This is a genomic window from Pirellulales bacterium, from assembly GCA_019694455.1.
GTDB lineage: Bacteria > Planctomycetota > Planctomycetia > Pirellulales > JAEUIK01 > JAIBBY01.
Genome location: JAIBBY010000061.1, coordinates 13,905 through 27,290 on the forward strand (window position 1 = coordinate 13,905; position 13,386 = coordinate 27,290).

Here is a 13,386-nt window from a genome sequence, read left to right on the forward strand (position 1 = left end):
AACAAGCCCGATCTAGCTGGCTGACCGGCTGGGGAAGTGGGCCGTCTTGGCAAACTTCTCGCCTCGCCGCAAGTACTAACCGCGGCGCAGCTTGGCGAATAGCTGGCCATACTCCTGGCGGCGGGCAGCAGGGCGGTTGACCGCCGTGCGAATCGGCACCGAAGGGGGGTCGTCCTCGATCACGATCAGATCGGAGTCGATATCCTCGATTGCGGCTTCCTCCTCGTGGTCGTGGGCAACCGTCAGGAGTTCGGGTCGAGCCTGCCTGGCGGGAGCGTTCGACGGCGGCGAGGTTCGGTCGCGGCGCCGTTGGTTGGCTGCTTGCTCTAGCTTGGCATAGCGATCGACCACCACCTCCTCTTGTTCAAAGACTATGCCAGAGGCCGCGGGACTGACCGGGGCCTGCTGGGAGGGATCGAACTCGGCCTCCAGACGACCGAGATGCGCCTCGATGCGGGCGAGTTGCTGGCACGCCATGTCGGCCGGTTCGAGCACTGTCTGCTGTTCGAGCGGGTCGGGCGCGGGGCGCGCGGCGACCGCTTCGACAGCAGGCGTGAACGGCGCATCTTCGTCGTCGAGCGATCCGAATTCGATTACGTCCGCAGCGGGTTCGCTACGCGATTGGATCGCGATGCCGGCGCCCATGGGCGTGGGAAGTTGCTGCAGGTCGGCCCAGGCCTCGTCGATACCGGCCGCCGGGATGCGCCTGCGGCCGCCGGCAAAGCCGAGCAACAGCGCATGGTCGCAAAGCTGATTGATCAACCGTGGCACCCCCTCGGTGGCAAACTGCACTCGGGAGATGGCATCGGCATCGAACAACGACTCGATTTTGACTCCGCAGGCGGCAAGCCTCGCGGCCAGATAGTCGTGAGTTTCCAGCTTGTCGAACGGTTGCAAATACGAGCGCACCGCGAGCCGCTGGCTGAGCGATTCGAGTTTGGGGCTGGCCAAGCGCTCTTCGAGTTCGTGCCCGCCAAAGAGGACCATTCTCACCTGCGGCGCCATGCTCGATACGATGCGCAACTCTTCCAACAGCGGCGTGGCGAGCGACTGCGCTTCGTCGATCAAGAAGACCTGGCCGCGCTGCGGTTCGGCGCCATGTCTGAGATGGTCTTCAAGTGACAGCCGTAGCTCCCCTTCGCCGAGCCGATACGGCAATCCGAGTCCTCTGAGCAATGCCTGATAGAGTCCGCGGCGACTTGTGATGCCGCCAGCGACGACCGTCACCACCTGGACCATGGGTCGCAGTTCGGTGGCGAGCCGCTCGCAAAGCATGCTCTTGCCCGAGCCGGCCGAACCGATCACCACTGCCATACCTTCCGACCGCTCGATGCACCGTGTGATCGCTTGGCGAGCCGCGTCGATCGAAGCAGCCGGAAAATAACGCAGCGGATCGACAACCGCGGAGAAGGGGCGGGCCGACAGGCGGTAAAACGATTCATACATCGGTGAAGGCATCCTGCGACAATTGAGACGGCGTCCTGCCGGACGATGTAATGGCACTTCTAGTTTTCGGTCGCTGCACGCGGCGGCCATGACCGGCGCGGTTGAGAGGGGGGCTGGTCCTCATTGCTCGCCCAGTTTCAAGGAGAATGGGCGCGGTGCTTGATGACAAGCTCTGTAGTCGCTATCAACGCTATTAACGCTCCACTTGGGGGGGATTGCCTGCTCGTGTTTGAAATCAAGATCTGCGGCATTACGACGGTTCAAGACGCGCTGGCTGCGGCAGAGGCGGGCGCGGACGCAATCGGCTTGAACTTCTTTCCCGGCAGCTCGCGGTGGGTCGACGAACAAACGGCGAGCGCCATCGTGCGTGCGCTGCCCGCAGATGTGATGAAAGTAGGGGTCTTCGTCAATTCCACGGATCGATTGGTCTTGGATATCTATGACCAAATTGGTCTGGATTTGATTCAGCTTCATGGCGATGAGCCGCCCGAGTATTTGGGCGCGCTCGGCAATCGCCCCACGTTGAAGGCATTTCGCTGCGCCGAGGACGGCCTGGCTCCGGCGCTTGAGTATCTCGAACGTTGCCGCGAGCTGGGCCGTATGCCCGAGATGGTGTTGATGGACGCCTTTCGACCTGGTCACTACGGGGGCACTGGCGCGACCATCAATTGGCTGACGCTCGTGGACCACCAGTCGAATCGCGAGATGCCGCCCTTGGTGTTGGCGGGAGGCTTGCGGGCAGAGACGGTTGCGGAGGCCATTGCGATGGTGGAGCCACTGGCGGTCGACACTGCCAGCGGCGTCGAGAGCAGTCCGGGTCACAAGGACCCGGCATTGATCGCCGCCTTTGTAAGCGCCGCGCGGCAGGCTTTTGACCGATTGACCGAGACACGGCGTCCATAGTGCGGTCGCCGAGATTCCACGGTCTTGCCAGGCTGCGTGGATGCAATTTACGATAAGGGGCCGCTTTATTCGCCTGCATTCTATAAGGAGTTCGCCGTGGCCCAGGTCGAGACCAAATTGCCGTATAAGGTCGCCGATCTCTCGCTCGCCGACTGGGGGCGCAAAGAGATTCGGCTCGCCGAGAACGAAATGCCTGGCCTCATGGCGCTGCGAGCGAAATATGGCCGCAGCAAGCCGCTCAAGGGGGCGAGAATCGCCGGCTGCCTGCACATGACCATCCAGACCGCGGTGCTGATCGAGACGTTGATCGAACTGGGAGCGGAAGTCACCTGGAGCAGTTGCAATATCTTCTCCACGCAAGACCATGCGGCTGCTGGCATCGCGGCTGCTGGCATTCCGGTGTATGCGTGGAAGGGGGAGACGAACGAGGAGTTCGACTGGTGCATTGAGCAGACGCTGTTCTTTCCCGATGGCCAGCCGCTAAACATGATCTTGGACGACGGCGGCGACCTGACCGCCATGGTGCATCAGAAGTATCCCGAACTGCTGGGGGGAATCCGCGGGTTGTCGGAAGAGACGACCACCGGCGTGCATCGCCTTTACCAGATGCATGCGCGTGGCGAATTGCGGGTGCCGGCGATCAACATCAACGACTCGGTCACCAAGAGCAAGTTTGACAACCTCTATGGTTGCCGCGAATCGCTGGCCGACGGCATCAAGCGGGCCACCGACGTGATGGTGGCGGGCAAGGTTGTGGTCGTTTGCGGCTACGGCGACGTGGGCAAAGGCTCGGCCCATTCGATGAAATCGCTGGGCGCACGCGTGCTGATCACCGAGGTCGATCCCATCAACGCCTTACAGGCGGCGATGGAGGGGTACGAGGTGACGACCATGGAGGACGCCGCATCGCGAGGCCAGATCTTCGTGACCTCAACCGGATGCCGCGACATTATCATGGGATCGCACATGGAGAAGATGCCCAACGATGCGATCGTGTGCAACATTGGACACTTCGATCTGGAGATCGACATCGCCTGGCTGAACGGGCGAAAGGACATCAAGAAGGAAGAGATCAAGCCGCAGGTCGACCGGTACACCTTCCCCGACGGCCACTCGATCCTTGTGTTGGCCGAGGGGCGGCTGGTGAACCTCGGTTGCGCCACCGGGCACCCGTCATTTGTCATGTCGTGCTCGTTCACCAATCAGGTGCTGGCACAGATTGCGCTGTGGAATGAGACCGACCAGTACCCAGTTGGCGTGCATGTGCTGCCTAAGCAACTCGATGAGGAAGTGGCGCGGCTACACCTGGACAAGCTAGGCGTAAAGCTCACCAAGCTCACGAAAGCGCAAGCTGACTATCTGGGAATACCGATCGAGGGGCCGTATAAGCCGGAGCATTACCGCTACTAGTGCTCTATTCGCCGGCGTTTGACAAAGCCATAGGGCTTCGGGATAACTCCCGGAGCCCTTTTTGTTTCACGCGCACGCAGGTTACCCAGCTTCACATGGCACAGATTCAGGCCTTTCGGGGAATTCGTTACAACCTGGGGCAGGTCGGTTCGCTCTCGGACGTGATCGCGCCGCCATACGACGTGATTGGCCCGGAGCTACAGGAACAGCTCTACAAGAAGCACCCGGCCAACGTGGTGCGCCTGATCTTAAACCGCGAGGAGCCGGGGGACGACGAGCGCAGCAACCGCTACTCGCGAGCAGCGAAGTTCCTACGCAACTGGCAGTCGGAAGGGGTGTTGCAAACCGATGGCGAACCGGCGCTATTCGTCTATCACCAAATCTTTGATCACGCTGGCCAGCGGCACACCCGGCGAGGCTTCATGGCGCGTGTGGGGCTGGAGCGATTTGGCGAGGGGACAATCTACCCGCACGAGGAGACGATGGCGGGCCCCAAGGCCGATCGGCTGTTGCTTACACGGGCCTGCCGGGCGAACCTGAGCCAGGTGTTTGGCCTGTTTCCAGACCCGACGAACGAGGTGCAGGAGTTGTTGGAAAAGGCCGTCGCTGGCCAACCGCCGATCGAGGCGACCGACCACCTGGGAGTGGTGCATCGCATTTGGCGGGTGACCGACGCCAAGGTAATTGGCGATGTCGCCAGGCTCATGGGGCCCAGGCCAATGTTCATCGCCGATGGACATCACCGCTACGAAACGGCGTGCAACTACCGGGACGAGTTAAAAGCCGCAGGCACATTCACCGAAGCGGCCAACTCGGTGCTGATGATGTGCGTCGGCATGAGCGATGCTGGCATGGTGGTGCTACCGACGCATCGGCTATTTCGCGGCATTGCAAAGCTCGATTCCAAGCAACTGTCCGAGAAGTTGCGCCCCTGCTTCGACACCAAGGTGATGGGCGAAGGATCCGATTTGGCCAATACGGTTTGGGACGAAATCGAAAGCCGAGGGGACCAAGGCGCGATTGGCCTCTACACCCAATCTGACGATCGCTGGACGCTGGTCACGCTGGCCGAACCGGGTCGAAAGCGGATGGCGGAAATCGCCGCCGAGCACAGCGAAGACTGGCGCGACCTGGGGGTGGCCCTGCTGCACCGCTTGATTGTGGATGACCTGCTGCAGGCCAAAGACCTGCCGAAGCCGACGTACGTGCATCTGGTTAGTGAAGTTGTCGACGAACTGGAGACCGGCGAGTACCCGCTGGCCGCGCTGGTCATGCCGGCGACGCTCGAACACATTCAGTCGATCAGCGAGCATCAAGAACGGATGCCGGCGAAGAGCACATATTTCTATCCCAAGCTGCTCTCGGGGTTGGTAATTAACCCTCTCGAATAGTCGCACGGCGCCGGCTGCGTGGCGTTTCACGTGAAACGGAGTGCTAGCAGTCGGCGAGTATGCGCCCATTGCGCCTGCCATGCGGCCAGTCGCAATCACTTGAGTCTGCGTTTCACGTGAAACGTGCCGATTAGCGGACCGTGGAAAGTGCTGTTCTCCGCATTCACGGCGCACGATTAGAATCGCCCGCCGCAGGAACCGGCCGCCGGGGCATTTTCGACACCTTTGCGCCAGCCAAACGAGCGACGGCGATGAGCCGCATATTGTGCGTTGCCAATCAAAAGGGAGGCGTCGGCAAGACCACGACGGCGGTCAATCTGGCCGTGGGCCTGGCCAAGGCGGGTAACCGGACGTTGCTCATCGACCTCGACCCGCAATGCAACGCCACCACCGGCCTCGGGCTGAAGCCATCCGCGCGGCATCCGCTGGTCTCCCAAGCGCCGCTCAAAGAATCGTTGTGCGCGACCGAGATCGAGGGGCTGGAGGTGCTGCCAGGCTGCCGCAGCTTTCAGGATGTGGAACGCCTGGCCACCAGTGGCGAGGACCATGCGGCCACCCTGCGGCAACACCTGCTCGGGGGCATGACCGCATACGACTTTGTGCTGATCGATTGCCCGCCGTCGTTGGGTCAGCTCACGCGAACGGCGCTGGCCAGTTCGACCGAAGTGCTGATGCCTATCCAATGCGAGTACTTCGCGATGGAGGGGCTGGCGCAGATGATCGACGTCATCCGCCAGGTGATGGCCACCAGCCCGAGCCGGCTGCAATTTGGCGGCATCGTGCTCACCATGTACGACCCGGCGCTGGAGCTAACGAGCGAAGTGGACGAAGAGGTGCGCGACTTCTTCGGCGACATTGTGTACCAAACGCCAATCCCGCGCGATGTGGCCGTGTGCGAGGCGCCGAGCCATGGGCTGTCGGTGATCGACTATGCGCCGCGGTCGCGCGGCGCCCGAGCCTACATTGAGCTTTGCATGGAGGTATTAGACCGTGAGTAAGGAACGACGCTTGGGACGTGGGCTCGAAGCCTTGTTGGGCCGACCGGCGGATTTTTCGGGAGAGCCGGGCATGGGAGAACCGGCGCGAGAGGACGCATTCGCCGCGGCGCCAGTGGCCACCGCTAGCGAGAGCGCCAGCACGGTGCGCGTGCAGATCGTTGACAGCAATCCGTACCAGCCGCGTCGGGACTTCACTGAAGACGATCTGAGAGAGCTGTCTGAGAGCTTGGCGGCGCACGGATTGTTGCAGCCGATCGTCGTCCGCAAGTGGGGGGAGCGCTACCAGCTTATTAGCGGCGAGCGCCGGTTGCGGGCCGCAATCAAGGCGGGTTGGCAGGAGGTGCCGGCGCACATTCGCGACGCGACCGACCGCGAGATGGCGGAGCTGGCGATTGTTGAGAACCTCCAGCGGCGCGATCTGAACGCGCTGGAGAAAGGGGTCTCGTTTCAACAGTACTTGCAGCAGTATGGCTGCACACAGGAAGAACTGGCTGGGCGACTCAAGGTGGACCGCTCGACCATCGCCAACCTGATACGCCTGCTGGAGCTACCAACCGCCGTGCAACAGGCGCTGCGCGCTGGCAGCATTACCCAGGGACATGCGCGGGCCCTCTTGCCGCTGGGCGAGGAAGACGAACAGATCGCCTTCTGCCAGCGGATTCAACAGGAAGGATTGAGCGTTCGCGCTACCGAGGAACTGGTGAGCGAGACAATCAACGCCGGTGAGGAAGAGGCGCCAGCCTTGGCCACCGGGGCCGGCGCCAGGCCAAAATCGGCGCGGCCCAAGAAGAGCCAGCAGTTGGCGGCGCTGGAACAAGAATTGCGCCACGCCTTGGGGGCGCGTGTCGACGTAAAATTGGGCACGCGCGAGCGGGGCAAGATCGTGATCTACTTTGCCGACCACGACGAGTTCGAACGGCTCCGGGATCAGATCACCGGCGAGGCCCGGGCTCGACTGGCGGGCTAAACGGGCGAACAATGGCGCTTGGTGAATTCGATTCTCCTCAAGAAGCTGGCCGAGATTGCCGATCTTGAGGCCGCCGCCTCGCGCGATTCTCATTGGCCCTGGAGCCTTGCCATGCGCACTCGCCACCTGCTGATTGCCACTCTGTGCGCCGGATTGCCAGCGGCAAGCGCAGCCGCGCAAGAGTCGAGCGCCAAGCTGTGGCGAGCAAGGCAGCAGCAACAGCTGCAAACGGCCTACCGGGCGCCCACCGTCAGCCCTTATGTGAATATGCTGCGCGACGGCATGCCGGCAGTGTTCAACTACTACACGCTGGTGCGGCCACAGCTTGAACAGAATCAGGTCAATCACCAGGATCGGTCGTCGATCCATCGGCTGCAATCGGAGGTCGATCGCGAGACGCAGGCCAAGTCGTCCGGCCGGGCCAAGCAAACCCGGCCAAGCGTGGTACGAAGGCGCCCACGCTACATGGATTACTCCGGATACTTCGGTCGCGTACCGGAGCCAGAAGCGCAGCCTTAGGAAGTAATTGAATAGCCGGCCGCTATCGCCGCGAGGCGAATCGGGGAATAATCGGGCAACATCGCTGGCGAGCGCTTGCCAGCATTCTGAAAATGCCCATCTTCCCCACGGTCGTCTGTGCCCGAGCCTCGTACTTCGTTCTTGTATTTCACCTGCCAAATTGGCGCCGAAGCAGCGCTGAAGCAAGAGGTGGCGCGGACTTGGCCATTGTGGCAATTCGCCTATTCGCGGCCGGGGTTTGTGACGTTCAAACTGCCAGTAGGTTTGCAACTCGCTGACCAATTCGATCCGAGTTTGGTGTTCGCGCGAGCGCATGCGCTTTCGCTGGGCAAGGTGGCGGCGGAGCCAATCGAAACGGCGGCGGGCGAAGTGTGGCGATTGGCCGGAGACTTGGCGCCTGCGCGACTGCACGTATGGGAGCGCGACATCGCCGCGGCGGGGGAACATGGCTACGCGCCTTGCATCACCGCCGGCGCTTTGGCCATGCGCGAGGCGATCTTGGCGGTCCAACCGGTCGAGAGGGGAGTGCAGGCGGAGGCGATTGCCAACTCGGGCGACCTGGTGCTCGACGTGGTGCTCGCACGCGATGGGGCTTGGTGGGTTGGATACCACCGAGCGTGGGGTGGCGCGACCGACTGGCCCGGCGGCATACCGACCATCGCGGCGCCAGACCAGGTGGCCTCGCGAGCGTATCTGAAGATGGAAGAAGCACTGCGCTGGTCCGGCTTGCCGGTGAAGCCAAAGGACCGGGTGGCCGAGATTGGTAGCTCTCCGGGGGGCGCCTCGCAGGCGCTGCTCGAACGCGGTCTCATCGTGACGGGCATCGATCCGGCGGAGATGCATCCCGACGTGCTTGCCCATCCGCAGTTCACCCATGTGCGCAAGCGGGGGCAGGAAGTGCGGCGGCGTGAGTTTCGCAAGACGCGCTGGCTCACGGCCGATCTGAACGTGGCGCCGAGCTATACCCTGGACACGGTCGAATCGATCGTCACCCATCCGGAGGTCGCGATTGAGGGGCTGTTGCTGACGCTCAAACTGCTCACGTGGGAACTGGCCGAGCAGATCCCCGAATTCGTGGCACGGGTGCGAAGCTGGGGTTACGATGACGTCCGCGCGCGGCAACTGGCGCACAACCGGCAAGAGTTGTGCGTGGCCGCGATGAGGCGCCAACCCCTTTAAGCGGCCCTTGAGACAACGCGAAGCGCAATGAGCGAAGCGAATTTTGCAGGCCGCGTAGCACTGGTGACGGGTGGCTCGCGATGCATTGGCCGGGCCACGGCGCTGCGATTGGCCGAGGAAGGCGCCGATGTGGCGATTAGCTACGCTACCCGCGAGGACGAAGCGGCCGCCGTGGTTGACGAGATCAAACGACTGGGGCGCCGAGCGCTGCCGATCCGCTGCGATGTCTCGCGCCCAGACGACGTGAACGGCATGGTCGAGAGCGTTCGCAAAGCGCTGGGACCGATCGACCTTTTGGCCCATTGCGGGGCGATCAGCAATATCTGCGAGCACACCGAACTGACCTGGGAGGTGTGGCGCGAGACGATCGACGTGAATCTGAACGGCACGTATCTGGTGCTGTTCGCGGTGAAGGACGAGATGATCGCCCGGCGGTTTGGGCGGGTGGTGCTGGTATCGTCGATTGCGGCATTTCGGCCACGGCCGAAACAGTTTCACTATTCTGCGTCGAAGTTGGGGATGGTGGCGCTGGCCCGCAGCGCGGCCGAGGCGTTTGGCCCGCACAATGTGCGTGTCAATTGCGTGGCGCCGGGTCTGACCGACACCGCGATGATGCGCGTGTTCACGCAGCAGGTGATCGACAACGTGGCGAGCGAGACGCCGCTGCGGCGGGTGGCCCAGCCGGAGGAGATCGCCGCCGTGATCCGCTTCTTGCTGAGCGAGGATTCGAGCTTTATTACCGGCCAGGTGGTTACGGCCGATGGCGGCCGGGTGATGTTTTAGCCTCAGAAAGGTGCGCGAATGCCGCTGAAAGTGGGGACCATCGCGATTCTGACACTCGTGTGCGGCGCAGCAGCGATTGCCGACGATGTCGGGGCGGAGAGTAAGCCGCGCGCCGCGGTGGTGCTGAGCGAGCAAGCGCTGGAGTTGCACAAGCGGGCGCCAGTGATCGACGGGCACAACGATTTGCCGTGGGAGATGCGCACCAAGCATCACGCTTCGTTCGACCAGACCGATATCCGGCTTCCACAGCCGACGATGCACACCGACATACCGCGCCTGCGCCGCGGCGGCGTCGGAGCGCAATTCTGGTCGGCTTATGTGCCGGCCGACACCATCCGCACGGGCGGCGCCGTGCGGCAAACGCTGGAACAGATCGACCTGATTCAGCAAATGATTCGGCGTTATCCGGACGTGTTCGAACAGGCATTCACCGCGGACGACGTGGAGCGGATTCGCGCGGCGGGCAAGATCGCGTCGCTCATCGGGTTGGAAGGGGGGCATTCGATCGATAATTCGCTGGGCGTGTTGCGGATGTATTATGAGCTGGGCGCTCGCTACATGACGCTGACGCACAGCGACACACTCGACTGGGCCGACGCGGCGACCGATCAGGCTCGCAGCGGCGGGCTGTCGCTGTTTGGCATTGAGGTCGTGCGCGAGATGAACCGGCTGGGGATGCTGGTCGACATTTCGCACGTGTCGGAGGAGACGATGCGCGACGCGCTGCGGGCGACGCAGGCGCCGGTGATCGCCTCGCATTCTTCGGCCTACGCGGTGGCCAAGCACCCGCGCAACGTGCCCGACGAAGTGTTGCGCCTGGTGGCCGACAATGGCGGCGTGGTGATGGTGAACTTTTTTCCGGGCTTTGTGGTGCCGAAATCGGCGCAGGTGATGTCCGACATGTTCGACGTGTATCGCACGTTGCGGGCCAAACACACCGACGACGCCGAACTGGAAAAGGCAATGAAGGCTTGGCGGCTGGAACACCCGATCGATCACGGCAGCGTGCATGACGTGGTGGACCACATCGAGCATATCGCGAAGGTGGCGGGGATCGACCATGTGGGGTTGGGGTCCGACTACGACGGCATTGCCGCCGTGCCGGCGCAACTTGAAGATGTGTCGTGCTACCCGTATATCACCCAGGAACTGCTCAATCGCGGCTACGAACCGGCGGCAATCGAGAAGATTCTGGGGGGCAACGTGTTGCGGGCGCTGCGGGCGGCCGAGCAGGTGGCTCACCAGTTGCAATCGGAAACGAAAGCGAATTGAAGGAGTGGGCGCGCACAAGCGGCGACCAATGCATTCCGCGGGTTGGATGATTTCGATCACACTTCTGTTGTCAGGTGAAACCATGGCTGGTGACCTTGCGCGCGATCTGCAATCGACCGATGCCGCAGTGCGGCGGCAGGCGCTGGAAAAGGCGATGACCGACCCCGATTTGGCGAAGCGGGCCGCGGCGCAGCTTGTGCCGCTAGCCGCCGAAGCGGACGAGGAACTACGCGAGATGGCGGTGAGCGCGCTCGAATCGCTGGAGAGTCCAGCGCCCGAATCGCTGCCAGAACTGACCCGATTGTTGGCCCAGGTCGATGGCGACGCGCTGTATTGGGGAGCGACGCTGGTGGGCCGCTTGGGCGCCAACGGCGCTAGCGCCGCGCCGGCGCTGGTGGCGGCGTTTCGACGCACCAGCGAGACTGCCGCACAGGAGCGAATTGTGTGGGCGCTCGGTCAAATGCCGAGCAAACCCGCCGAAGCCGTGGAGCTATTACGCGAGGCGGCCGGCTCGAAGCAGGCCCGCGTGGCCCGGCTGGCGAAGGAGGCTCTGGGCTCCTAGCGCCTACGGCCAGCGGTCTGTGCGAGGAGGCTCCCCGCCACGCGATTGGGAAATCGCGTGCCAATCGAGTACGCTCGCCAGAGTCGGCGGCAACTCGCAGCGGACGGACAGCGCGATCGCATGCGGCGACTGGACCATGGCGTTTCTCCCATCTTGGGCAAAGACGCGTTGCTATGCGTCTTGCCGAGAGGAGCATTTCTTGGGCCACAGGCGAGCGTAATGCGGGCGACCGGGCTCGGTTTCGCTAAGCCGTTGGGCGACAGCCGGTTATTGAACCGTGTGCAGTTTGGTTATTTCCGCTAGGGTTTCTCCAGGTGACGAGGCTTATCAAGCGCCGTGCAAGGCCGTTGCAAAAGCTGCACACCAGCGCGGCGCCCAACAACGACTTGCGCCGCTGTTTTGTCATCTCAAGATCACCCACTTAACGGAGTCGTGTTCACATCGACCGGGGTGATCTTGCGAAGGTTCGTCGCGCTAATTGGCTCCAGCGACAACCTAACAAATTCGTGGCTCAAAAATCGACAAGTATTTTCGCGGAATTTTGAGTCGCCACGCGGCAAGCGTTTTTCAATTCGGAGCAAACGCGAAAAACAGGGGGGGTAAACTCCGAAAACCGCCGACTCCGAAAACAAAATCCACGCGACGCCGTGAACTCCAAGACGTGTCGCGGTCGTCAGTTACGGCGAGTGACAGGTGCGACTTTTCGCGCGCTGGTTTTCGGAGTTTTCGGAATCGCCGTACGACAATTCCGGCGGGCCGTTTGGCTGACACAAAAGCCAGTTATGCGCTGAGCTTCAGGACGGACTCAAGGTGCTCGACGGCACGACGGAGTTGCGGATCGACCTCGAACAGTTCCGCGGCGGTGTCGGGTGGCGCGTCGCCGGGATGCACGATGTCGCGGTCGCGGCGGAACTTGAACCAGCTCTTGAGCTGTTCGTCGTCGAGCTTGACCTCGAAACCATCGTTGGGCGAGACCCCCCACTCCTGGTCGTCGCCCGCCTCTTTGAGGCGGTGGATGTTTTTGCCGCTGGGTCGCCAATAGCTGTAGGTAGTCAGCTTGAGGCCGCTTTGGCCTCCTTCGAGCGGGAAAACTTGCTGCACGCTCCCCTTACCGTAGGTGCGCTGGCCGATGATCGTCGCCCGCTCGTGGTCTTGCAATGCGGCGGCGACCACCTCACTGGCGCTGGCGCTGAATTGGTTGACCAGCACGACCAGCGGCAGATCGGCATAAGGGGCCGATCCGTCGGCGCGGTAGACGTCGTTTTGCACCCCGCCGCGGCCGCGCGTGGAGACGATCACGCCGTCTTTGATGAACAGTCCACTCACCGAGACCGCCTGGTCCAACAGTCCGCCGGGGTCGTTGCGCAGGTCCAAAATAGCGGCCTTGGCGCCCGCCTGGGTGGCGGCAGCCAGTGCGCTGCGCAACTCATCGGTCGTATGCTCGCTGAACTGCACAATGCGGATGTAGGCGATCTCTGGATGCGCCGGGAGGATGTAGTTCCAACTGCCGTCGGGCAATCGGGTATCGCCGAGCACGCTCTCGATCTCAATCACCGCGCGTTCGATGTGCAGTGTGACTGGTTCTTCTTGACCGACATGCACCACGGTGAGATCGACGCCAGTTCCCGGCGTGCCGCGGAGGAGTTTGGCGGCGTCTTCAATGACGAAATCGCGGGTGCTCTTGCCGTCGATCTCGACGATCTTGTCTCCCGCCAACACACCGGCCCGATAGGCGGGGGTGCCGACCAGCGGACTGACGACGGTAAGTTGCTTGGTTTCGGGGTCGAGGCTGAGCTGAATGCCAACGCCGCCAAAGTGCTGTTCCAGGCTTTCTTGTAGCTGCGTGTATTCGTGGGGCGCGACAAACTCGGAGTAGGGATCGAGTCGCGAGGTCATGCCGCGCAGGGCGGCCCGCAAAAGCACGCTGCGGTCGACCGGTTCGAGATAATGGGCGTG

Annotated in this window: 12 protein-coding genes; 10 read left to right on the forward strand and 2 right to left on the reverse strand. The window is 62.6% G+C overall.

Annotated features, from left to right (window positions below):
• Positions 1–75 precede the first annotated feature (75 nt).
• Positions 76–1,446, reverse strand: a complete 1,371-nt coding sequence (locus K1X71_18420) for an AAA family ATPase (protein MBX7075122.1) — start codon at positions 1,444–1,446, stop codon at positions 76–78.
• Positions 1,447–1,671: 225 nt separating this feature from the next.
• Here K1X71_18420 and K1X71_18425 point away from each other — a divergent pair, with 225 nt between their 5' ends.
• The 10 genes from K1X71_18425 (at position 1,672) to K1X71_18470 (ending at position 11,430) form a co-directional block, all read left to right on the forward strand.
• Positions 1,672–2,349: a phosphoribosylanthranilate isomerase gene (locus tag K1X71_18425; protein ID MBX7075123.1), complete on the forward strand. Its 678-nt coding sequence runs from the start codon at positions 1,672–1,674 to the stop codon at positions 2,347–2,349.
• A 96-nt stretch (positions 2,350–2,445) separates the two neighbouring features.
• Positions 2,446–3,759 carry an adenosylhomocysteinase gene (gene ahcY / locus K1X71_18430; protein ID MBX7075124.1) on the forward strand — a complete coding sequence of 438 codons (1,314 nt, stop codon included), beginning with the start codon at positions 2,446–2,448 and terminating at the stop codon, positions 3,757–3,759.
• A gap of 95 nt (positions 3,760–3,854) precedes the next feature.
• Positions 3,855–5,150, forward strand: coding sequence for a DUF1015 domain-containing protein (locus tag K1X71_18435; protein ID MBX7075125.1), 1,296 nt, complete (start codon positions 3,855–3,857; stop codon positions 5,148–5,150).
• A gap of 251 nt (positions 5,151–5,401) precedes the next feature.
• A complete protein-coding gene (locus K1X71_18440) occupies positions 5,402–6,148 on the forward strand; it encodes a ParA family protein (GenBank protein MBX7075126.1) in 747 nt (248 codons plus the stop codon).
• Positions 6,141–7,115 carry a ParB/RepB/Spo0J family partition protein gene (locus K1X71_18445; protein ID MBX7075127.1) on the forward strand — a complete coding sequence of 325 codons (975 nt, stop codon included), beginning with the start codon at positions 6,141–6,143 and terminating at the stop codon, positions 7,113–7,115. The genes K1X71_18440 and K1X71_18445 overlap by 8 nt, the downstream gene beginning before the upstream one ends.
• 21 nt (positions 7,116–7,136) lie before the next feature.
• The gene (locus K1X71_18450) at positions 7,137–7,634 is read left to right on the forward strand and encodes a hypothetical protein (protein ID MBX7075128.1); all 498 of its coding nucleotides are present in this window, start codon (positions 7,137–7,139) and stop codon (positions 7,632–7,634) included.
• Between the two features lie 117 nt (positions 7,635–7,751).
• Positions 7,752–8,813 (forward strand): hypothetical protein, encoded by a 1,062-nt coding sequence (locus K1X71_18455; protein MBX7075129.1) that lies wholly within the window; start codon positions 7,752–7,754, stop codon positions 8,811–8,813.
• Positions 8,814–8,840: 27 nt separating this feature from the next.
• A complete protein-coding gene (locus K1X71_18460; GenBank protein MBX7075130.1) occupies positions 8,841–9,596 on the forward strand; it encodes an SDR family oxidoreductase in 756 nt (251 codons plus the stop codon).
• Positions 9,597–9,614: 18 nt separating this feature from the next.
• Complete coding sequence (locus K1X71_18465) at positions 9,615–10,868, forward strand: dipeptidase (GenBank protein MBX7075131.1); 1,254 nt, start codon at positions 9,615–9,617, stop codon at positions 10,866–10,868.
• Between the two features lie 82 nt (positions 10,869–10,950).
• Positions 10,951–11,430 carry a hypothetical protein gene (locus K1X71_18470; GenBank protein MBX7075132.1) on the forward strand — a complete coding sequence of 160 codons (480 nt, stop codon included), beginning with the start codon at positions 10,951–10,953 and terminating at the stop codon, positions 11,428–11,430.
• 780 nt (positions 11,431–12,210) lie between these two features.
• Here the strand turns inward: K1X71_18470 and K1X71_18475 are convergent.
• On the reverse strand, positions 12,211–13,386 hold a 1,176-nt coding region (locus K1X71_18475), incomplete at its 5' end, for a PDZ domain-containing protein (GenBank protein MBX7075133.1).